The organism is Rhizobium sp. 'Codium 1' (assembly GCF_020889605.1).
GTDB lineage: Bacteria > Pseudomonadota > Alphaproteobacteria > Rhizobiales > Rhizobiaceae > Allorhizobium > Allorhizobium algae.
The window spans coordinates 702,952-724,856 of record NZ_JAJGPW010000001.1 but is presented as its reverse complement, the minus strand read 5'-3'; the positions used below and the strand labels follow the sequence as shown (position 1 = coordinate 724,856).

20 protein-coding genes and 1 pseudogene are annotated in these 21,905 nt (G+C 61.6%); 16 read left to right on the top strand and 5 right to left on the bottom strand.

The annotated features are described in order from the left end of the window. Window positions 1-11 precede the first annotated feature (11 nt). From tsaB to trmB, 13 genes and pseudogenes are all read left to right on the top strand, one after another. Entirely contained in the window at window positions 12-659 is a 648-nt protein-coding gene (tsaB, locus tag LJE98_RS03435) for a tRNA (adenosine(37)-N6)-threonylcarbamoyltransferase complex dimerization subunit type 1 TsaB (RefSeq protein ID WP_229573444.1), read from the top strand. 1 nt (window position 660) lies between these two features. Then, window positions 661-1,158 carry a GNAT family N-acetyltransferase gene (locus LJE98_RS03430; protein ID WP_229573443.1) on the top strand — a complete coding sequence of 166 codons (498 nt, stop codon included), beginning with the start codon at window positions 661-663 and terminating at the stop codon, window positions 1,156-1,158. A 44-nt stretch (window positions 1,159-1,202) separates the two neighbouring features. Beyond that, on the top strand, window positions 1,203-1,631 hold the full coding sequence (locus tag LJE98_RS03425) for a Fur family transcriptional regulator (protein ID WP_229573442.1): 429 nt from the start codon (window positions 1,203-1,205) through the stop codon (window positions 1,629-1,631). Window positions 1,632-1,664: 33 nt separating this feature from the next. Further along, window positions 1,665-2,459: a lysophospholipid acyltransferase family protein gene (locus LJE98_RS03420; protein ID WP_420710100.1), complete on the top strand. Its 795-nt coding sequence runs from the start codon at window positions 1,665-1,667 to the stop codon at window positions 2,457-2,459. Between the two features lie 79 nt (window positions 2,460-2,538). Then, window positions 2,539-3,042 carry a thermonuclease family protein gene (locus LJE98_RS20275; protein WP_420710086.1) on the top strand — a complete coding sequence of 168 codons (504 nt, stop codon included), beginning with the start codon at window positions 2,539-2,541 and terminating at the stop codon, window positions 3,040-3,042. A gap of 64 nt (window positions 3,043-3,106) precedes the next feature. Continuing rightward, a complete protein-coding gene (gene miaB / locus LJE98_RS03415; protein ID WP_229573440.1) occupies window positions 3,107-4,501 on the top strand; it encodes a tRNA (N6-isopentenyl adenosine(37)-C2)-methylthiotransferase MiaB in 1,395 nt (464 codons plus the stop codon). Window positions 4,502-4,541: 40 nt separating this feature from the next. After that, window positions 4,542-5,597 carry a PhoH family protein gene (locus LJE98_RS03410; RefSeq protein WP_229573439.1) on the top strand — a complete coding sequence of 352 codons (1,056 nt, stop codon included), beginning with the start codon at window positions 4,542-4,544 and terminating at the stop codon, window positions 5,595-5,597. A 21-nt stretch (window positions 5,598-5,618) separates the two neighbouring features. Continuing rightward, window positions 5,619-6,125: an rRNA maturation RNase YbeY gene (ybeY, locus tag LJE98_RS03405; RefSeq protein WP_229573438.1), complete on the top strand. Its 507-nt coding sequence runs from the start codon at window positions 5,619-5,621 to the stop codon at window positions 6,123-6,125. A gap of 12 nt (window positions 6,126-6,137) precedes the next feature. Next, window positions 6,138-7,220, top strand: a pseudogene (locus LJE98_RS03400) (transporter associated domain-containing protein); the annotation flags it as partial. Window positions 7,221-7,535: 315 nt separating this feature from the next. Continuing rightward, window positions 7,536-9,125 (top strand): apolipoprotein N-acyltransferase, encoded by a 1,590-nt coding sequence (lnt, locus tag LJE98_RS03395; protein WP_229573434.1) that lies wholly within the window; start codon window positions 7,536-7,538, stop codon window positions 9,123-9,125. Window positions 9,126-9,272: 147 nt separating this feature from the next. Then, a complete protein-coding gene (locus LJE98_RS03390; RefSeq protein ID WP_102020784.1) occupies window positions 9,273-9,692 on the top strand; it encodes a helix-turn-helix domain-containing protein in 420 nt (139 codons plus the stop codon). Window positions 9,693-9,855: 163 nt separating this feature from the next. Continuing rightward, window positions 9,856-11,094 (top strand): methionine adenosyltransferase, encoded by a 1,239-nt coding sequence (gene metK / locus LJE98_RS03385; protein ID WP_229573433.1) that lies wholly within the window; start codon window positions 9,856-9,858, stop codon window positions 11,092-11,094. A 5-nt stretch (window positions 11,095-11,099) separates the two neighbouring features. Then, entirely contained in the window at window positions 11,100-11,801 is a 702-nt protein-coding gene (gene trmB, locus LJE98_RS03380) for a tRNA (guanosine(46)-N7)-methyltransferase TrmB (protein ID WP_229573431.1), read from the top strand. Between the two features lie 40 nt (window positions 11,802-11,841). Here the strand turns inward: trmB and LJE98_RS03375 are convergent, their stop codons facing one another. Then, the gene (locus LJE98_RS03375; protein WP_229573429.1) at window positions 11,842-12,099 is read right to left on the bottom strand and encodes a DUF1150 family protein; all 258 of its coding nucleotides are present in this window, start codon (window positions 12,097-12,099) and stop codon (window positions 11,842-11,844) included. Between the two features lie 49 nt (window positions 12,100-12,148). Continuing rightward, window positions 12,149-12,571: an Hsp20 family protein gene (locus tag LJE98_RS03370; protein WP_229573427.1), complete on the bottom strand. Its 423-nt coding sequence runs from the start codon at window positions 12,569-12,571 to the stop codon at window positions 12,149-12,151. A 142-nt stretch (window positions 12,572-12,713) separates the two neighbouring features. Between LJE98_RS03370 and LJE98_RS03365 the strand changes: the two genes are divergently transcribed. Continuing rightward, window positions 12,714-13,661 carry a nucleoside hydrolase gene (locus tag LJE98_RS03365; protein ID WP_229573426.1) on the top strand — a complete coding sequence of 316 codons (948 nt, stop codon included), beginning with the start codon at window positions 12,714-12,716 and terminating at the stop codon, window positions 13,659-13,661. Between the two features lie 56 nt (window positions 13,662-13,717). On the opposite strand, the gene LJE98_RS03360 is transcribed toward LJE98_RS03365, so the two are convergent. The 3 genes from LJE98_RS03360 to LJE98_RS03350 form a co-directional block, all read right to left on the bottom strand. Further along, on the bottom strand, window positions 13,718-16,063 hold the full coding sequence (locus LJE98_RS03360; RefSeq protein ID WP_229573424.1) for a methyl-accepting chemotaxis protein: 2,346 nt from the start codon (window positions 16,061-16,063) through the stop codon (window positions 13,718-13,720). A gap of 152 nt (window positions 16,064-16,215) precedes the next feature. Continuing rightward, a complete protein-coding gene (locus LJE98_RS03355) occupies window positions 16,216-17,115 on the bottom strand; it encodes a ribokinase (RefSeq protein ID WP_229573422.1) in 900 nt (299 codons plus the stop codon). Between the two features lie 148 nt (window positions 17,116-17,263). Then, entirely contained in the window at window positions 17,264-18,487 is a 1,224-nt protein-coding gene (locus tag LJE98_RS03350) for a DNA recombination protein RmuC (RefSeq protein ID WP_229573420.1), read from the bottom strand. Window positions 18,488-18,767: 280 nt separating this feature from the next. Between LJE98_RS03350 and LJE98_RS03345 the strand changes: the two genes are divergently transcribed. Together LJE98_RS03345 and LJE98_RS03340 are read left to right on the top strand one after the other, a co-directional pair. After that, complete coding sequence (locus LJE98_RS03345) at window positions 18,768-20,279, top strand: globin-coupled sensor protein (RefSeq protein ID WP_229573419.1); 1,512 nt, start codon at window positions 18,768-18,770, stop codon at window positions 20,277-20,279. A 117-nt stretch (window positions 20,280-20,396) separates the two neighbouring features. Beyond that, entirely contained in the window at window positions 20,397-21,902 is a 1,506-nt protein-coding gene (locus LJE98_RS03340; protein ID WP_229573417.1) for a globin-coupled sensor protein, read from the top strand. Window positions 21,903-21,905: the final 3 nt, after the last annotated feature.

Here is a 21,905-nt window from a genome sequence, read left to right as displayed (position 1 = left end):
CTGGAGACAACATGATCGTTCTTGCGATCGATACGGCGGGTGTGGACTGCGCAGCCGCCGTTTTTGAGTCCGAAACGGGCAAGATGCTCGGCCGCGTCAGCGAAACCATCGGGCGTGGTCATGCCGAACGCTTGATGGCCATGATCGATGATGCCCTGGCCGAGGCGAAGCTCACGCTGACCGATGTCGAGCGTATCGGGGTGACAGTCGGTCCCGGATCCTTCACCGGCATCCGCGTCGGTGTCGCCGCCGCCCGCGGGCTGGCTCTGGCACTCGGGGTGGAATGTGTCGGCGTGTCGACGCTGGAAGTTCTGGCCCGGACCGCATCCAGTTCCGAAAAACCCGTGCTGGCCGCGATCAACGCCCATCGCGATCAGGTCTATGCCCAGGGCTTCGAGCGCGATGTGCCGCAGGGCGAACCGCTGTTGCTCGAGCTCGACGATTATCTCGCCCGCGCGACCGCGCCCGGCGTCGTGCTGGTCGGCTCGGCTTCGACCCTGGTGAATGACCGGGAGGCTGAAACCGCTCCCGATCATTATCCGATCGATCTCGTTGCGCGCATCTCAGCAACGGCGAAAGCCCAGGGCAAGCCGAGGCCGCTCTATCTGCGCGGACCGGATGCGAAACCGCAAGCCGGGTTTGCCGTATCGAGAGCCTGACATGCGCGACAGCCTGTTCTACCGCCAGCCCGAGTTCGAAATCGTCCCCATGACCTCCGAACACTGCCGCGCGGTGGCCGGGCTGCATGCCGAGCGCTTCCCCCGCGCCTGGGGCGATGGCGAATTCCTCAGCCTGCTTTACCAGCCCAATACCTTCGGCTTCGCCGCCTGGCAGACAAACACTCTCTTCTTCAAGGCGCCGCTATCGGGCTTTGTGCTCGCACGCGAAGTGGCCGGCGAGGCCGAGATCCTGACGATCGCCGTCAGCGACAAAGTCGCCCGCTTCGGCCTCGGCTGGCGGCTCATGCAGGCGGCGATGCGCGAGGCGAAGTTGAGGGGCGGCGAATCCATGTTCCTCGAAGTCGACGACGGCAACCAGGCGGCCCTCGGCCTCTACCGCAAGCTCGGCTTCGAGAAGGCCGGCGAACGGCCGGCCTACTATATGAATGAAAACGGCCGCCGGTCCTCCGCGCTTGTCATGCGCCGCGATCTTCGCTAACCGGTCGGTTGGACGAACCGACCATCTGCAGATAAGCTGACACCATGAACGACGCCCTGAAATCTTTGGAAACGCTGTGTGCCGAACGGGGCATGCGCATGACCGAGCAGCGCCGCGTCATTGCCCGCATCCTCGAGGAATCTGACGATCACCCCGACGTCGAGGAACTCTATCGCCGCTCGTCCAGGATCGACGCCAAGATTTCGATTTCGACAGTCTATCGCACGGTCAAGCTCTTCGAGGACGCCGGCATCATCGAGCGACATGATTTTCGCGACGGCCGCTCGCGCTACGAGACCGTGCCCGAAGAGCACCACGACCACCTGATCGATCTGAAGACGGGCACCGTGGTCGAATTCCATTCGCCGGAAATCGAAGCCTTGCAGGAGCGCATCGCCCGCGAACACGGCTTCCGCCTCGTCGGCCATCGCCTGGAGCTCTATGGCATACCGCTGTCGAAGGACGAGAAGTGAGCCGATGACCACCACGCCTGCGAGGCCCGCGTGATCAACTGGTTGAGGGTCGGGCTCTACCTGCTCGTGCTGCTCGTGGTCTCGGGGCTGCTGATTCCGGTCCAGCTTCTGGCGCTCCGCCTCGACTGGCCGCTGCGCAGGCGTTTGCCGCGCCAGTGGCACCGCATGGCGCTCTGGTTCCTCGGCATCCGCGTCCATGTCCATGGCGCGCTCGACACCCGCCGCCCGTTGATGATTGCCGCCAATCACGCGTCCTGGATGGACATTCTCGTCCTTGGTTCGCTGGCCGATGTTGCTTTCATTGCCAAGACCGAGGTCGCTTCCTGGCCCGTCTTCGGCTTCCTCGCCAGGCTGCAGAAGACCATCTTCGTGGTTCGCGAGGAAAAGCGCCGCACCGGCGACCAGATCAACGAGATTGCGGCCCGCATGGGAGATGGCGAAATCGTCGTGCTCTTCCCCGAAGGCACGACCTCGGATGGCAACCGCATCCTCGGCATCAAGTCGTCCCTCTTCGGTGCGGCCGCGGCCGCCCTCCCGAATGGGGAAGATGCTGTCGTCTACGTTCAGCCCGTCGCCATCGCCTATACCCGCGTCCAGGGCATGCCCATGGGACGGTACCACCGCCCGATCGCCGGCTGGCCCGGCGACATCGGTCTCCTGGAGCATCTGATCGGCGTCCTGCGTGCGGGCGCGCTTGATGTAGACGTGACCTTTGGCGAGACGGTCGAATTCAAGAAAGGCGACAGCCGCAAGGCACTCGCGATCCGCATCGAGGACAAGTTGCGGACCATGCTGCTCGCCCATCTGCGCGGCCGGCACCGCCGCTGAGCGAGACTTTGTCAGTGGTTGTAGTCTGGACGCCGGTAGGTCATCTTACTCGCAACAAAATGCGGTGGGGGAAGACCGAATGTTTCGAATGCTGTTCAGGCTTTTGTTGCGTGAGACAAAGCGACGGTCCAGAGATTCTGGCAGACCTCCAGTCGTTGTGGTTCACCTGAAGCCTGAGCCTGTAAGCGAACGAATTCTCAGAGGACAATGTTGGGTCGTGGATGGCGATACCATCGTGATAGACGGCACGCACATTCGCATCGCAGGCATAGACGCGCCAGAACTGGATCATCCTTGGGGTAAAAAGTCGAAGTGGACTCTGGTCCAGATGTGCAAGGGCCAAGTTGTTACTGCTAGACTGCGCCCGGATCTTTCATATGATCGTGTAGTTGCGGAGTGCTTCTTGCCGGACGGTCGCGATATTGCTGCCGAACTTGTGCGTGCTGGGATGGCCCTTGACTGGCCAAAGTTTTCTGGAGGCAGGTATCGTCATCTGGAGGCGCCGGATGCCAGAAAGAGATTGTGGCGTGCCGATGCTCGGCAACGGGGCAAGCTCCCTCCAAAATCTGAGATCAATGGCTAAAGGGTTTCATCACAACCCCAACTTTTCGGTTTAATCGCCGGCCGAAAACCACTAAATAGCGGCCATGACCCAGGAAACCGCGAGCCTCACCGAAACCCCGCTGCCGGGCGCCAATACGCGCAAGGTCTTCATCAAGACCTATGGCTGCCAGATGAACGTCTATGACAGCGGTCGCATGGCCGATGCCCTGGCGGCGGATGGCTATGCGCCGACCGAGGTGATGGAAGAGGCTGACCTCGTTCTGCTCAACACCTGCCATATCCGGGAGAAGGCCGCCGAAAAGGTCTATTCGGCGCTCGGACGCCTGCGCGAGCACAAGAAGGTGCGTGCGGCCGAAGGCAAGGAATTCATGATCGGCGTCGCCGGTTGCGTCGCCCAGGCTGAAGGCGAGGAAATCTCCCGCCGTGAGCCCGCTGTTGATGTCGTGCTCGGCCCCCAGACCTATCACCGTCTGCCGCAGGCGCTCCGCAAGGCCCGCGCCGGCGAGCGCGTGGTCGATACCGAATATGCGCTGGAAGACAAGTTCGAGCACCTGCCCGATCCGACCAAGATCATCGGCAAACCGCGCTCGGTCACCGCCTTCCTCACGGTCCAGGAAGGCTGCGACAAGTTCTGCACCTTCTGCGTGGTGCCTTATACCCGTGGGTCCGAAGTCTCCCGTCCGCTCTCCCAGCTTCTGACGGAAGCCCGTCGTCTCGTGGATTCAGGCGTGCGCGAATTGACGCTGCTCGGCCAGAACGTCAACGCCTGGCATGGCGAGGACGAGCAGGGCACGACGATCGGTCTCGGCGACCTGCTCTACAGGCTTGCGGAAATCCCGGGCCTTGCCCGTCTGCGCTACACCACCAGCCACCCGCGCGACATGGATGACCGTCTCATTGAAGCGCATCGCGATCTCAGGATGTTGATGCCGTATCTGCATCTGCCGGTGCAGTCTGGCTCCGACCGGATCCTGAAAGCGATGAACCGTCGCCACAAGGCCTCGGAATACATCGCCCTTATCGAACGCATCCGTTCCGTCCGTCCGGATATCGCGCTGTCGGGTGATTTCATCGTCGGCTTTCCCGGCGAGACCGAGGCCGATTTCGAGGACACGATGACCCTTGTGCGCGACGTGAACTACGCACAGGCTTATTCATTCAAATATTCCACCCGTCCGGGCACGCCCGGCGCCGATCTGCCCGATCACGTGGCCGAGGATGTGAAGACAGAACGCCTGGCACGGCTCCAGGCGCTGCTGCTCGACCAGCAGCAATCCTTCATGCAATCGATGATTGGCAAAACCATCGATCTGCTACTGGAGAAGCCGGGCCGCATGCCGGGCCAGCTCATTGGTCGTTCGCCCTGGCTGCACTCTGTGAATGTTGATGCAAAGTCATCGCAAATCGGTGACATTATACAGGTACGAATCACCGCAGCCGGCCCAAACAGCTTGTTTGCCGAGGTGGCAGAGGGTTAGAGTGAGGGTCTGAACCTGAACGCAACAGGAGCCTGATCGCTTGAACGCAACAGAAGTGGTTTCTTCACCCTCGCGCAATGTCCGCAACCCTGCGACCGACGCCAATCACTTCATCTTGACGTTCGAGAACAACAGGCTTGCCAGCGAGCTCTTCGGCCAGTTCGACCAGCATCTGAAACTGCTTGAGCAGCGCCTGCAGATCGAGGCCCGCGCCCGCGGCAATTCGGTCGCCATAACCGGCGAACTTCAGGCAACCAATCAGGCCCGTCGCGCTCTCGATTTCCTCTATGCCCGCCTGCAGAGCGGCGTCTCAGTCGAAGCTTCGGATGTCGAAGGCGCGATCCGCATGGCAGTCGCTGCAGACGACCAGTTGTCCCTTCCGACAATGGAGCGCAAGGCCAAGCTCTCCATGGCGCAGATTTCCACCCGCAAGAAGACGATTGCGGCCCGCACGCCGACCCAGGACGCATACATGCGCGCGCTGGAACGATCCGAAATGGTATTCGGCGTCGGCCCCGCCGGTACCGGCAAAACCTATCTCGCCGTCGCGCATGCTGCCCAGCTTCTGGAACGCGGTGTGGTCGATCGCATCGTGCTCACCCGCCCAGCCGTTGAAGCCGGAGAGCGCCTCGGCTTCCTGCCGGGTGACATGAAGGAGAAGGTCGATCCTTATCTCCGTCCGCTTTATGATGCGCTCTACGACATGATCCCCGGTGACAAGGTCGAGCGTGCCATCACCGCCGGCGTCATCGAAATCGCGCCGCTCGCCTTCATGCGTGGCCGCACGCTCGCCAATGCCGCCATCATCCTCGACGAGGCGCAAAACACCACCTCGATGCAGATGAAGATGTTCCTCACCCGTCTCGGTGAGAATGGCCGCATGATCATCACCGGCGACCCGAGCCAGGTCGACCTGCCGCGCGGCGTCACATCCGGCCTCGTCGAGGCCTTGCAGGTGCTGAAGGGTGTGGAAGGTGTCTCGGTTGTCCGCTTCAAGGATACCGATGTGGTCCGCCATCCGCTTGTCGGCCGCATCGTGCAGGCCTATGACGCGAAGTACAAGGTACAGGACGAGAGCGAGCAGAGCGAGCACTAAGGCCCGCCCTGCCATGAAACGATGAGCCAGTTGGACATACAGATAGCCGTCGAGGCAGACGGTTGGGCAGACGAGATCGCGCTGGAGGCTTTGGCCACGCGCGTTCTCGGCGCGGCCGAAACGCATCTCGCTTCAAGCGAAGGCCAGGCCTTCCCGAAGCAACCGACGGAGGTCTCGCTGGTCTTCGCAGATGACGAGATGATCCGTGAGATCAATGCCGAATGGCGCGACAAGGACAAGCCGACCAACGTCCTTTCCTTTCCCGCCTATCCGCTGACCCCCGGCAAAATGCCGGGGCCGATGCTCGGTGACATCATCATTGCGCGTGAGACGGTGGAGCGTGAAGCGATTGAACTGGAGAAAAGTTTCGAGGATCATCTGACCCATCTGATGGTTCATGGATTCCTGCATCTCTTCGGCTATGACCACATCGAAATTGACGATGCCGAGAGAATGGAAGCGCTGGAGACTCGCATTCTGGCGAAACTTGGCCTATCTGACCCCTATGCGGGACAAGACCCGATCTGATAGTTTGGAACAATGACCGATTTTGCGACGAAAACGGCCCCCGAGGCCAAAGAGAGTAATGAGGGATCTTCTTCGGAAGAGGGCAGTAGTCCCCCCCGAGCGGAAGGCTCGGCCCGACAATCACCATCCTTCTGGGCTCGCCTGGCCCGCATTCTGAAACCGTCTTCTTCCACGAGCCTGCGCGAGGACCTGACGGTCGCCCTGAATGCCGATGCCCAGTTGGGCGAGGCATTTACGCCCGAAGAGCGGGCGATGCTCAACAACATTCTCCGCTTCCGCGAGATCCGCGTCGAGGACATCATGGTCCCGCGCGTCGATATCGAAGCGGTCGATCAGAGCGTCACCATCGGCGAATTGATGACCATCTTCGATGTGTCCGGTCGTTCGCGCATGCCTGTCTATGCCGATACGCTCGATGACCCGCGCGGCATGGTCCACATCCGCGACCTTCTATCCTACGTCACCAAGCAGGCTCGCAGCCGCAAGCGCATGGCAAAGCCGGCCGCAGCAGCAAACGCTGCAGACAAGGTGGAAAAGCCGGCCAAGCCGAAGATCGACTTCGACCTCGCCCGCATCGATCTCATGAAGACTGTCGCCGAAGCTGGCATCATCCGGTCGATCCTCTTCGTTCCGCCCTCCATGCTCGCCTCGGACCTGATGAGCCGCATGCAGGCGGCCCGCACCCAGATGGCACTGGTCATCGACGAATATGGTGGCACGGACGGTCTCGTCAGCCACGAGGATATCGTCGAAATGGTCATCGGTGACATCGATGACGAACACGACGATGAAGAAGTCATGTTCAGCCGCGTCTCCGACGATGTTCTGATCGCTGACGCCCGCGTCGAACTGGAAGAGATCGCCGAAGCGATCGGTCCCGATTTCGACATCAAGGATCGCCTCGAAGACGTCGATACGCTGGGCGGCCTGATCTTCTCCGCGCTCGGCCGCATCCCGGCCCGCGGCGAGGTGGTCCAGGCGCTGCCCGGCTTCGAGTTCCACATCCTCGATGCTGATCCCCGCCGCATCAAGCGTGTTCGCGTCGCCCGCAAGCGGGCCGGTGCGCGCCGTCGCTCGACCACGAAGGGGGATGTCGAAATCCGCCCCGACGGCGACGTCGATGCCAAGGCGCCCAAGGCCGTGGCTCCCACGCAGAGCGAGCCCGCACCCAAGGCGCGGACGCGGACCAAGGCACCGGCAAAGCCTCGCGCGCCCAAAGCTGCAGCAGTGCCGAGCGAACCAGTCGTCGAACCAGCCGCCGAGCCGGTTGTCGACGTGAGCGAGACGCCGCTAGAGAGCGCCGACCGGCCATCGTCCTGACGGTCGGAGCCTCCAGCACCGAAAGCCGCGACACGGCCCCTGTTTTTTGGAAGACTGCCCGCGTTTGATTCGCGGTCAAGAGGGGTGGACATGCAGGCTTTGGCAGCGAGGATCTTGCTGCTGTGGGGCGTGAGACGAGCAGGTCTCGCAGTTCTCGCAGGAGCGATCGGGGCGCTTGCCCTTCCGCCATTCGACATCTTCGCCTCGATGTTCGTCTCGTTCACACTGCTCGTCTGGCTTCTGGACGGGGCAACGGGCGATGCCGAAACGGGCAGGGCAGGGCTCTCCTCATCCTTCTGGACGGGTTGGTTCTTCGGTTTCGGCTATTTCGTCAGCGGTCTCTGGTGGCTCGGCAATGCTCTTCTGCTCGAGGCGGATGAATTTGCCTGGGCAATCCCGCTCGCCGTGCTCGGGCTCCCCGCCGTGCTCGCGATCTTTTACGGGCTGGCCACCATGCTGGCGCGGCAGGTATGGTCCGATGGCATGGGTCGCATAGCTGCCCTTGCGGTGGCCTTTGGCCTCGTCGAATGGCTGCGCAGTTTCATCGCGACCGGATTTCCCTGGAATGCAATCGGCTATGCCGCAATGCCCGTGCCGCTGATGATGCAGTCAAGTTATCTGCTCGGCATCCTCGCGATCACACCCCTCGCAGTCTATGTCTTTTCCGCACCCGCGCTTCTCGGCACGCGCCGCGGTGCCTGGCCAGGCCTGCTGCTTGCCGCTCTGCTGCTCTCCGCCCATTTCGGCTACGGTGGCTATCGTCTCTACGTCGCTCCGCCGATGGAAGCGGACAAGACGCTGACGGTCCGCCTCGTGCAGCCGGCGATCGATCAGTCGCAGAAGATGGAGAATACTGATCGCATCGGAGTTTTTGAAAAGCACCTGAGCCTGAGCGCCGCAGCGCCGGAAGACGGTAAACCACGACCCGACGTGATCATCTGGCCTGAAACCTCCGTCCCCTTCATCCTCACCGAAAACCCGGATGCCCTCGTCCGTATCGGCGACGTGCTCCAGGAAGGTCAGGTTCTGTTGACCGGCGCCGTCCGGGCGGAGGAGCGGGGCGCTGGCCAGCCGCCGCTTTACTACAATTCGGTCTACATGATCGATGACAAGGGCCAGATCCTCGGCGCGAGCGACAAGATACATCTGACGCCCTTCGGTGAGTACGTCCCCTTCGAGGACATTCTGCGCCGCTTCGGTATCGAGGAACTGATCAGCCTGCCCGGTGGCTTCACCGCTGCGGCCAGCCGGGCGCCGTTGAAATTGCCATCCGGCATCGGGTTCTATCCACTGATCTGCTACGAGGCGATCTTTCCCGCAGAAATCGCGCCTGACCTTGCCGGCGCAAATGCAATCCTGAACGTGACGAACGACGCCTGGTTCGGTTCGACACCAGGTCCCTATCAGCATTTTCTTCAGGCAAGGCTGCGCGCCGTCGAGACGGGCCTGCCGCTGATCCGGGTGGCAAGCAACGGCATTTCGGCAGTCGTGGACCCTTATGGACGTGTGATCGATGGTTTGGCGCTGAACGCGTCGGGGGCTGTGGATGCAACCCTTGATGTCAGCTCCGATCCGAAACGTAACATTCAATCCCACCTGCTAAACTTCTGGTTGGTGATTGCCGCAATGGCCGTGATTGCCCTGTTTTCTAGTCTGGGTTTTATTAGGCGGACGAATTGACCAAAAACCCCTAAAATTGCATAGTGGAACAGACCGGTAATCTATAAGTATGCTGAAAGATCAGCGATCACGAGTACAACGTATCGTTATGGTTTCGTGGACGCCGGGTTCTGGTCGGAACGCCAACAATTTGTCAGGACGACTTTCATGATCGAGAACAAGAAGAAGCCGAACCCGATTGACATCCATGTCGGGAGCCGGATCAGGCTCCGCCGCACGATGCTTGGCATGAGCCAGGAAAAGCTGGGCGAAAGCCTCGGAATCACCTTCCAGCAGATCCAGAAATACGAAAAGGGCACCAACCGGGTCGGCGCCAGCCGCCTTCAGAACATTTCCAACATTCTGACGGTTCCGGTTTCCTTCTTTTTCGAGGATGCCCCGGGCGACCAGCCTTCCAATGCGACCGGGATGGCAGAAGCATCGAGCTCCAACTACGTCGTCGACTTCCTGTCTTCCTCGGAAGGTCTCCAGCTGAACCGTGCCTTTGTCAAGATTGGCGACGCCAAGGTGCGCCGCAAGATCGTCGATCTCGTCAAGGCATTGGCGGCAGAGGCGGACAGCGAGTAAGCGAGCCACGTCCTGTTCAAAGAGAGCGGCCGTCGGGCCGCTTTTTTTATGCGCGGAAAGGAAAATTCTACTCACATAAAGATATATTTATGTGGTTGTGTCCTTGTCATCGCCGCTGGAACTGAGTAACGATGCCGCCATCCATACTTTGAGGGGAATCCCGATGCGCGCAAACTACCTTTTCACCAGCGAATCCGTTTCCGAAGGTCACCCGGACAAGGTTTGTGACCGAATTTCCGATGAAATCGTCGACCTGGTATACCGGGAAGCGGCCAAGACCGGTGTTGATCCCTGGACTGTGCGCATTGCCTGCGAAACCCTTGCCACCACCAACCGCGTCGTCATTGCCGGCGAAGTCCGCCTTCCGCCGAGCCTGATGAAGACCGACAAGAACGGCAACGAGGTCATCAATCCGGCCAAGTTCAAGTCCGCCGCCCGCAAGGCGATCCGTGACATCGGCTACGAGCAGGACGGCTTCCACTGGAAGACGGCCAAGATCGACGTTCTCCTGCACTCGCAGTCCGCTCATATCGCACAGGGTGTCGACAAGGCTGCTGATAGCTCCAACAGCGAAGGCGCCGGCGACCAGGGCATCATGTTCGGTTACGCCTGCAAGGAAACGCCGGACCTGATGCCGGCACCCATCTACTATTCGCACAAGATTCTGCAGACGCTCTCCACCGCCCGCAAGAAGGGCGAAGGCGACGTCGGCAAGCTCGGCCCCGATGCCAAGAGCCAAGTCACCGTCCGTTACGTCGACGGCAAGCCGGCCGAAGCAACTTCCATCGTACTCTCCACCCAGCATCTCGACGAGAACTGGGATTCCAAAAAGGTTCGCCAGGTCGTCGAACCCTTCATTCGCGAAGCTCTGGGCGAACTCAAGATCGCTGACGATTGCGCCTGGTATATCAACCCGACCGGCAAGTTCGTCATCGGCGGTCCCGATGGTGACGCCGGCCTGACCGGCCGCAAGATCATCGTCGACACCTATGGCGGTGCTGCCCCCCATGGTGGCGGCGCTTTCTCCGGCAAGGACACGACCAAGGTCGACCGTTCGGCAGCTTACGCCGCCCGCTATCTCGCCAAGAACGTCGTTGCCGCCGGTCTCGCCGACCGCTGCACGATCCAGATTTCCTATGCCATCGGCATTGCCCAGCCGCTGTCGATCTATGTCGACCTGCATGAAACCGGCAAGGTCACCGAGGACGAGGTGGAAGCCGGCATCCGCAAGGTGATGGACTTGTCCCCGTCGGGCATTCGCCGCCATCTTGACCTCAACAAGCCCATCTATGCTAAGACGTCGGCCTACGGCCATTTCGGCCGCAAGGCTGGCCGCGACGGTTCCTTCTCCTGGGAGAAGCTGGACCTGGTCAAGCCGCTCAAGGATGCGATCAAGGCTTGATCTGAATGACGGAACAGGAACGCAGGACGAGATCGACCGAAGCCTTCTTCGGTCGACGCAAGGGAAAGCCATTGCGCGACCAGCAGGTCGGGCGGATGGAAACCATCCTGCCGGAGCTGAAGGTCGACCTGGCATCTCCGGTGCCAGCCGACCTCAAATCGCTGTTTCCTCTGCCTGTCGACAAGATCCGTCTCGAAATCGGTTTTGGGGGCGGCGAGCATCTCGTTCACCGCGCCCGCACCAATCCGACCACCGGCTTCATCGGCGTCGAACCCTTCATCAATTCCATGGCAAAGCTGCTGGCGGTCGTCGAGGCCGAGGGACTGCAAAACATCCGCGTCTATGATGACGATGCCACGCAGCTGCTCGATTGGTTGCCGGAAGGCCAGATCGACCAGATCGATCTTTTCTATGCCGATCCATGGCCGAAGAAGCGCCACTGGAAGCGCCGTTTCGTCTCGCAGGTGAACCTTGAGCGCTTCCATAAGGTGCTGAAACCGCAAGGCACCTTCTGCTTCGCCTCCGACATCGACACTTATGTCAACTGGACGCTGCAGCACTGCCGCGATCATGGTGGGTTCGAATGGACGGCCCGCAATGCCAGCGACTGGCTGACGCCCTATGACGGCTGGCCGGGAACGCGCTACGAAGCCAAGGCTCGCCGTGAGGGCCGATCCTCGGCCTATCTCACCTTCCACAAGCGCTGATTCGCGAGCGCCGTCGCCGCGAACTGGCCAGAGCACAAATTCAGTGCAGCGATACGGTTTTCAGATCGTCTTCGGCGGCCTTGAAGAAGGTGCTGGAGCGATTGTCCGTGAGGAGAATGGGTGTGCCATCGGCGGCGAACAAAGCCCAAAGGTCCAGTGTAGGATCAATTTCCGGAGCTTCCGGGAAGCAGCGGGAAACTTCGGCCGACTTCATCTTCCGGATATAGCCCACTTCGCCGGCGCCCAGATGGGCGAACTCAGACTTGGTCAGGTGGGACGAGGCTTCTTTCAGTAACATTCCGATCCTCCGCGAATGAGGGAGAGGCGGCCGAACATTGCCGCAAGTCTCATTCTGCGGTGGAGATGTTAATTTTCCTTACCAGATGCACGGGATCGTGCCTTTCAATGTCGACCGACAAAAGCCCGTTCCTCAACGACGCCCCGGTTACTTCCATCCCATCCTCGATCGCAAAGACGCGCTGGAATTGCCGGGAGGCGATGCCTCGAAACAGATAGTCTACCTCCTCGCGGTCCACCTGCTTGCCACAGATGATCAACTGGTTCGCCTCGATGCTGACGTCGAGTTCGTTTTCGTCGAACCCCGCCACGGCGAGTGTCACGCGCAGCCGCTCCACCCCCATCCGCGGGGCGAGGCGTTCGATGTCGTAGGGCGGGTAGCCGTCACTACCCCGAGGCCGCCGCAATGCGCCGCCATCGGCCGTGTCGAAGGTGATGAGGAAGGCTTCCGTCGGCAGTCTGGTGCGCGTCATTTCATTCCTTGTTCAGCCCGGCAGGGGCTGTTGGCCAGTCATACTGAATATGGGAAATCACATCCCGCCCGACAAGCACTCTCTTGCTTGACAAATGCAAGGCTGCGCTCCAAGCCTCAGGCTTTCGACCTTAGGATGCCCAATGACCGAACCCCGCAAGATCATCATCGACACCGACCCCGGTCAGGACGATGCAGCTGCCCTCATGCTTGCCTTCGCCAGCCCGGATGAAATCGAACTCCTCGGCATCACGACAGTCGCTGGCAATGTTCCCCTGCGGATGACCAGCCGCAATGCCCGCATCGTCTGCGAACTCTGCGGCGAGACAGGCCGGCGCGTCTTCGAAGGCGCGGATCGCCCCATGGTGCGCCCGCTCGTCACCGCAGAACACGTACACGGCAAGACCGGCCTTGACGGCGCCGTCCTTCCGGAACCGACCATGATCGTGGAGACCCAGCACGCCGTTGATTTCATCATCGATACGCTGCGCAACGAACCGGCCGGCTCCGTCACGCTCTGCACACTCGGCCCGCTGACCAACATCGGTCTTGCGCTTGAAAAGGCGCCCGATGTCGCGCCCCGCGTCAAGGAACTGGTGATGATGGGCGGCGGCTTCTTCGAGGGCGGCAACATCACGCCGGCTGCCGAATTCAACATCTATGTTGATCCCCATGCTGCCGCTGCCGTCTTCGCTTCGGGCATTCCCCTCGTCGTGATGCCGCTTGATGTCACGCACCAGTTGATGACCACCAAGGCGCGCGTCGCGAGGATCGCCGCCATCGGCACCAGGCCGGCGAAAATAATGGCGCAGTGGCTGGAATTCTTCGAACGCTTCGATGAGGCGAAATACGGTTCCGATGGCGGTCCGCTCCATGATCCGACCGTCGTCGCGTACCTCCTGAAGCCGGAGCTGTTCAGCGGACGTCATTGCAACGTCGAGATTGAGGTGCAGTCGGAACTGACGGTTGGCATGACGGTCGTCGATTGGTGGGGCGTCTCCGGCCGCACGCCGAACGCAACCGTCATGCGCAATGTCGATGCCGACGGTTTCTTCGACCTCCTGGTCGAGCGGTTTTCGCGCCTCCAATAAACGAGAAGGGCCGCTGCATCTGCAGCGGCCCTCTATGTCTGCAATCTGTTCTCGGCTCAGAATTCTTCCCAGCTGTCGGCGCCGCCTGAGGCCCCGCCTGCCGCCGCCACCTTCCGCGGCGCCGGCGTGTAGACTGGCGCGCGGGGAGCCGCGGCCTGTGGCGTGTAGGAACCGCGCATGCTTTCCGCTGTGGCTCTGAGGATAGCAGCCGGAGCGACCGCACCACCCACCTGAAACTTCGCCACAAGCCCGCGCAACGTGTCGGATTCGTTGCGCAGCGCCATGCTGGCGGCCGTCGTTTCTTCGACCATGGCCGCGTTCTGCTGCGTCACCTGGTCCATCTGGTTGACGGCGGCATTGACCTCCTTGAGGCCCGATGCCTGTTCGCTGGCCGAAGCCGAGATCTGCCGGATCAGGCCGTTGATCTGCATGACCTGCTGGGAGATCTTTTCGAGCGTCTGCCCCGCTTCACCGACCAGCTCCACCCCGTCCTTGACCTGTGCGGCCGAGGCGTTGATCAGAGCCTTGATTTCCTTGGCAGCGGTGGCCGATCGCTGCGCCAGTTCACGCACTTCCTGCGCCACGACCGCAAAACCCTTGCCGGCTTCCCCGGCACGCGCCGCCTCGACGCCCGCATTGAGTGCCAGAAGGTTGGTCTGGAAGGCGATTTCGTCGATCACGCCGATGATGCGCGAGATCTCCTGCGACGACTGTTCGATGCCGTGCATGGAAGCAACTGCCTTCTGTACGACTTCGCCGGACTTCTCGGCATCCTTGACGGCGACCGAGACGGTGTTGGCGGCAGTACCCGCGTTTTCGGCGCTGGAATGGACCTGCTCTGTGAGTTCGTTGAGGGCTGCAGCCGTCTCCTCCAGGCTGGCGGCCTGCTGCTCGGTGCGCTTGGAGAGGTCGGCGGCACTTTCGGAAATTTCGCTCGTCCCGGCGGCAATATTGACGACGCTGCCGTTGACCGACGCGATTGCCTGTTCGAGGCTCGCCACTGCTTCATTGAAGTCCCGCTTCAGCGCCCCGTATTCGCCGGGGAAGTCCTCGGCAATCCGATGGGCCAGATTGCCCTGCGAAAGCTGGGCGAGACCACTGCCGAGCGCGGTGACCACATGCTGCTGCACCGAGGCCGAGGCATTGCGATCCTCTTCGTTGCGCCGGCGTTCGCCTTCGGCTGCCTTTCGCTGTGTCTCGGCTTCTGCTGCCAGCATGTGGCTTTCGGCCAGCTTGTGACGGAAGCCGTTGAGCGCCTTGGCGACGAGGCCGATTTCGTCCTCGCGATGCTGGTTCGAGATGTCGCTTTCATAATCGCCCTTCGTCATGCGCTCGACATCGCCGACGAGACCATGCAACGGGCGCTGTGCGAGAGAACGAACGGCGAGGAGCAGCGTCAGCATCACGGCAGCGAGCACGATCAGGCCGCCGACGATCATCATCATTGTCTGCGCCTCGATCGCGGCATTGATCGCCGCATGCGGAATGTCGATGATGACAGCCCAGGTCGCGTTCACGCCCGGAACGGCAAAAGGATAAAGCAGGCGGTCGAAGCCTTCGCCGCTTGCGTTGACGAGGTTCGGGACCAGGCCGCCGGTTCCGTTCGATAGCGAAGCCTTGAGCGCGTCCGCCCCTTCGGCTTCATAGGTCTTCATCACGAGGTCGTCTGTCGGGGCCACGAGCCACTGCGCGCCCTGCGCCACGAGCATCACGCGGCCGGTTTCGAAGGGCTTCAACGCCTTCAGCTTGTCGGACAGCGACAGAAGTGACATGTCTACGCCCGTGACGCCGATCAGCTTGCCGCCGGAGAAGACGGGAAAAGCGATGGAACTCATGGTCGTCGGAACGTCGGTTCCCTCGGCCATGTAAGGAGCCGTGATCGCGCCCTTGCCGCTCTTGGCCGCCAGCGCATACCACTCGGCCGGATAATCCGCGCGGAAGGTAGAGAACTGGACCTCGCCGTTGCGGTTCTTCGACCAGTAAGGGGTGAAGTAGCCTTCGTCATTGGCCGAAAGGTCGAGCTTGCCCTTGATTTCGTCTTTCTGCCCGTCGATGGCGAGAGGTTCTTCCGCCATCCAGCTGCCGAAAGCGAACGGGTTCTGTTCGAGATTTGCCTTCAGGATATTGGTGATGCCGAGCCGGTCGAGCGACTTGCCCTCATGCCCGCGACCGATGACGCCGGACATGGTGCGCGCGGCACTGGCAAGTTCGCCGATGTCACCGGCGATTTCACGCGCGATGGATTTGGCCTCGGCGTCCGCCTGGTCCATGGTCAGGGAGTGAACCCGGTCACGGGTCTGCGAGATCAGAACGAGATTGGAGAGAATGAGCACGAGGCCGATGGCAATGCCAGTGACAACGAGAAGCTTGGCTGCAATCGAACGGTTGAAGAAGGCGAACATGGAGGCCTCGAGGACTGAGGATCAGGACGCAGGGGCATTCGTTCCGCACTTTCATGGCGCGGCCGGGCGCGCTTCACGCACCCCGATCGCGACCGATGCTATGTTCCATTGCTTAACGGGCAATAAATCAGACTTGTCAGCTCTGTTTCAGATCAGAGCGAGGCGGAAACCTCATCGGACACAGGGATCGACGGCTGCGCCCCGGGTTTGAGGCAGGCGAGCGATCCGGCAACCGCCGCGCGACGTATCGCCTCGCTGAGCATCAGTCCGGAATCGAGGCTGGCTGCCAGATACCCGCAGAAGGTGTCGCCGGCGCCGACGGTATCGATCGGTTCGATCTTCAGCCCCTTCGTCCGATGCAGGCGGCCCCCCTCCGCAGCAACGACGCCTTCGGCGCCGAGCGTGATGATCAGGATCTGCCCGGTCTCGGTGTGCATCTGAAGCAGCATTTGTTCGCGCTGGTCGGCGGTAAGCGCCTCGCGCCCCACCAGAAGTTCAAATTCGGTCTCGTTGGCGATGACAATGTCTGCCAGTTTCGCGAGATCGGCAGCCTCGGCAATCAGCGGCGCCGTATTGAGCACGGTGCGCACGCCCTGCGCCTTGGCAGCCTCGAGTGCTGCCTTCACCGATGCGGCGGGCACTTCAAGCTGCAGCATCAGGATGTCACCCGGTTTGCTGCCCGAAACCGCTTCGGCTGCTTGGCCGGGGCTGAGGGTGCCGTTGGCGCCAGGCACCACCGCGATCATGTTCTCCCCGTCGCCACCGACGAGAATGAGCGCTGTACCGGTGGGGCCATCCACGCGCGCGACGCCGGAAAGGTCCGTTTCCGCCTTTTCCAGCAGGTCGAGCGCGGGTGCCGCGAACTCGTCACGCCCAACCGCCCCCACCATGCGCACGGACGCGCCGGCGCGCTTGGCGGCCAGCGCCTGGTTCGCGCCCTTGCCGCCGGCTGCCGTTGCAAATCCGGTTCCCGAAACTGTCTCGCCCGGCTTCGGGAGGCGCGGCGTGGTGGCGACGAGGTCCATGTTGATGGAGCCGAAGACGGTGATCATGAGCGAGGTGCCTCCCTAAGGCAATTCCAGCAAAAGCGGTAACCGGTTTTGCCTCCGGAATGGCATGAAACCAGCGGGACAGAGCATTGAAGGCGACGACGTTTCGTCGGAATGCTCTGCCGTCTTTTTTCTCTTTTGGACCAGCCCCTCAGTCTTCGTCAACAACCCTGAGCTTGAGCATGCTGGTGCGGCTCTCCACCGCCCGCGCGGGGACATCTTCGCCATCCTCGCGTCCGCCCGGCGTCTCGAACTCCATGGCTTCGATCTTGGCGCCGCGCTTGGCCAGCTTGTCCGAGGAGGTGATGATCATCTCCACGTCCTTCTGGGCCGCCAGAAAATGGCTTTGCAGTTTCCGCGTGCGATCGTCCAGGCGGCTCAGATCCTCCATCAGGCGGATCACCTCGCCTTGGATCAGGTGTGCCTGCTCGCGCATGCGCTGGTCCTTCAGAACGGCCTGGATCACCTGGATGGACAGCATCAGAAGCGACGGCGAGACGATGACGACCTTCTGCCGGTGCGCCTTCTGCACGACACCCTCGAAATTCTCGTGGATCTCGGCAAAGATCGATTCCGACGGCACGAACAGAAAGGCCATGTCCTGGGTCTCGCCCGCGATCAGGTATTTCTCCGAAATGTCCCGGATGTGTACCTCCATGTCGCGCTTGAACTGCTGGGAAGCCGCCTTCTTCTGCTCGGGGCTTTCTGTTTCCCGGATCACGTTCCAGGCTTCGAGCGGGAACTTTGCATCCACCACCAGCGGCGGAGAATCATTCGGCATGCGGATGGTGCAGTCGGGGCGCGACCCGTTCGACAGTGTCGTCTGGAAGGCATAGGCCCCCATGGGCAAGCCGTCGGCGACGATCGTCTCCATTCGCGATTGCCCGAAGGCGCCGCGCGTCTGTTTGTTGGACAGGATCGCCTGCAGGCCGACGACGTCCTTGGCCAGCGACTGGATGTTGTTCTGTGCAGCGTCGATCACTGCGAGCCGCTCCTGCAGGGTCCGCAGATTGTCATGGGTCGACTTGGTCTGTTCGGTGATCGTCGCGCCGATCCGGTGCGTCATGCCGTCGAGTCGCTGGCTGATTGTCTGGTTCAGTTCAGTCTGACGGCTGCCGAAGACTTCGGCCATGGTCGCAAGCCGACCCTGCATTTCGGCCTGCGCCTTCAGGAGTTCTGCGAGCCGCGCCTCCGCTGTCTCGTCCCGCCGGGCCATCTCCTCCACTTGTCTTGCTCTGGCAGATGCCGCACGCGTCAAGAGCAGGACGAGTGCGATAATGGGAACGAGCACGACCGCTGCGGCGAGCGCCAGCAGGAAGGTGGGCGAGAGGGTGACTGAGCCGATGGTCACCGCCGGAATGTCCTGGATGTTCATACGCTGACAATAGCTGATTCGGAGGAGGCTGACAGATCAAAGAGTGAACATGCGAAGCGCGTAGTGTCCGGAGCCATATGCCGGCGTATCTTTTTTCCAGCCGAAACTGACAAAGCGCAAGCCAGGGGGAGGGAGCGCGCCCCGAAACACCGTGTTCGATCGTGTCGGCGAAAAACGGCGCCGCTGACGCAACCAAAGATTTACCATTTGGGTGCCTCCTTCCCGCCTTTCCATCAGCATCATCTGATGTTTCCCTGGGTTGTAAAAGAGTGAGTGTGCCATGTCGCGTGCCGACAATTCCGATCTGAAGAACCGTCTTCGTTTTCTCGGGCTTGATGACCAGGGTCGAGAGACCCTGCGTCGCCTCGGGCCACTGATCCGCCGGAACATCGGCGGCGCACTCGACATCTTCTATGACAAGGTGCGCAAAGTACCGGAAACGGCGGCCTTCTTCCGTAGCGAAGATCACATCAAGGGTGCCAAGAAGCGTCAGGAAGAACATTGGGGCATCGTCGGAACGGCCGAATACACCGACAGTTATGTTGAAGGCGTCACCAGGGTCGGAGAGGCACATGCCCGCATCGGGCTGGAGCCTCGCTGGTACATCGGCGGCTATGCGCTGGTCCTGGAACAGCTGGTCCATGCGGTGGTCCGCGAGCGCTGGCCGAGCCGCTTCGGCCGCCAGAATTCCGCGCAGCTTGCCGACGAGATCTCAGTGGTGGTCAAGGCCGCCCTGCTCGACATGGACTATTCAATCTCCGTCTATCTGGACATCCTCGCCGAACAGCGCCAGGCCGCTGAGCATGCCCGCCTCACGACCGAGGCAGAACAGGCGACCGCACTTGCAGCCCTCCGCGCTGTGCTCGCCAAGCTGTCCGCGGGTGATCTCGATGCCCGACTTCCGGCCGACCTGCCGGACAATTTTGTCCAGATGGCGAGCGACTACAACGCCTCCATCGATGCTCTGCGCTCGACTGTTGTGACGGTCCGCCAGTCGGCCGACGAGATCTTCAAGTCGACCGCTGCCATCTTCGATGCCACCGACGATCTCGCGCAGCGCACCGAGCAACAGGCCGCAGGCCTCGAAGAGAGCACGGCGGCACTGCACGAACTCACCCAGAACGTCACCCTGACGGCCGACGGCGCCAAGGAAGCATCACAGGTGGTCGGCGTCGCTCTGTCGGAAGCCCGTGTGTCCGAAGAGGTCGTCGGCCGCGCGGTCAGTGCCATGGGTGCCATTGAGAAGTCTTCGGACGAGATCTCGAAGATCATCGGCGTTATTGACGAGATCGCCTTCCAGACGAACCTCCTGGCCCTCAATGCCGGCGTCGAGGCCGCTCGCGCCGGAGAGGCCGGCCGTGGTTTCGCCGTCGTCGCCCAGGAAGTGCGCGAACTCGCCCAGCGCTGCGCCAATGCCGCCCGCGAGATCAAGAACCTCATTTCGCAAAGCTCCACGCAGGTCGAGGCAGGTGTCGACCTCGTCAACAATGCCGGCGAAGCACTCGGCAAGATCATCGTCCGCATCGGCGAAATCAACGATATCGTCGCCAAGATCGCCCTGGCTGCAGCCGACCAGTCCGGCGGCCTGCGTGAGGTCAACACCTCGGTCGCCTCGATGGACCAGATCACCCAGCGCAATGCCGCAATGGTCGAGGAAAGTTCGGCCCAGACAGCCACTCTCCAGGAGGAGGCGGGCCGTCTGGTCCAGGCGCTTCAGGGCTTCAAGACATCAGGAGCCTGGTCGCAAAACGCAAGCCAGTCTGCTGCCGGCGGTTTTCGCCGGGCTGGCTGACGACACGAACCCGATGGCGAGTTTCCAGGGAATTCGCCATCGGGCATTTAGAATCTGTTCAGCAAACCGTGACAGTTCTTTTTGTAACCAGTCAATCCCGAGAGCCCGCATCGCATCATGACCACCAAAGCCCAGAACGACCTGTCAGAACGCCTTGAATTCCTTGAGATCGACCAGAAGGCACGCAGCACGCTCGCCGAGCTGCGTCCTTCGATCAAGGAGATCATGGGCGGCGCGCTCGACAAGTTCTACGCCAAGGTGACGAAGACCGGAAAGATCGCCGGACACTTCCGCGACGGCGCCCATATGAATGGCGCGAAGTCTGCCCAGATCGGGCATTGGGACAAGGTAGCAAGCGGTCAGTTCGATGAAAACTACGTGCGAGGCGTCACCGCCGTCGGCAAGGCCCATGCCCGCATCGGGCTGGAGCCACGCTGGTATATCGGTGGCTATTCCATGCTGGTCGGCGAGCTTCTCTCCGGCATTCTCGTTAAGCACTGGCCCTTTCCTTTCGGCAGGCAACATGCAGTCTCGCTGGGTGAAAAGCTTCGTTCTGTGGTCAAGGCCGCCATGCTCGACATGGATTATGCGATCTCGGTCTATCTGGAAGAGCTCGATGCCAGGCGTCGCGCTCTGGAGGAGGAGCGCGCCCGTTTCGAGGCCGATCAGGCCATCGCCATGGAGCATCTTCGCCGCGGCCTGGAAGCGCTGGCCCAGGGAGATTTCGAAGCCCGCATGACGACGGACCTGCCTGACAATTTCAAGGAAATGGCTGGCCATTACAACGAAACCGTCGATCGCCTGAATACATCCTTCGCCGCAATCCGCCGCGCCTCGGAAGGCATCCTCACCGGCACGGACGCGATCGCCCACGCGTCCGATGAACTCGCCAGCCGCACCACTCGTCAGGCGAGCGGGGTCCAGCAGAGTTCGACGGCCCTCCAGCAGCTCTCCGTCAGCGTCAGCCAGACGGCCGCCAATGCCGAGCGCGCTTCGCACGCCGTGCGCGACACGCAACAGCAGGCGAAGACCTCGGGCACTGTGGTCTCGCAAGCCGTTTCCGCCATGGATGCCATTGAAAAGTCTTCGACCGAGATCTCCAAGATCATCGGCGTCATCGACGAAATTGCCTTCCAGACCAACCTTCTCGCGCTGAATGCGGGCGTCGAGGCCGCGCGTGCCGGGGATGCCGGCAAGGGCTTCGCGGTGGTCGCGCAGGAAGTGCGCCAGCTTGCCCAGCGTTCGGCCGATGCAGCCAAGGAAATCAAGCAATTGATCTCCCAGAGCTCAACGCAGGTCAAGGAAGGCGTCGGTCTGGTCACCGGCACGGGCGAGGTGCTGGGTGACATCATTACCCGGATCGATGAGATCGACACCTTCGTCTCCGACATCGCCGCTGCCGCCAAGGACCAGGCGATTGGCCTGAACGAAGTGAACCAGGCGACCCGCAACATGGATCTCCTCACGCACGAGAACAGTGGCATGGTCGATCGCACTTCGGACGAGACGCGCCGCCTGCGTAGCGAGGTCGCAGCCCTCGTCGAGCAGCTCTCGAAGATCCGCACCCGTGTTGACGAGGCGGGATCGCCGACCCGCCGGGCACCCGACCGCCGCGCCGCCTGACAG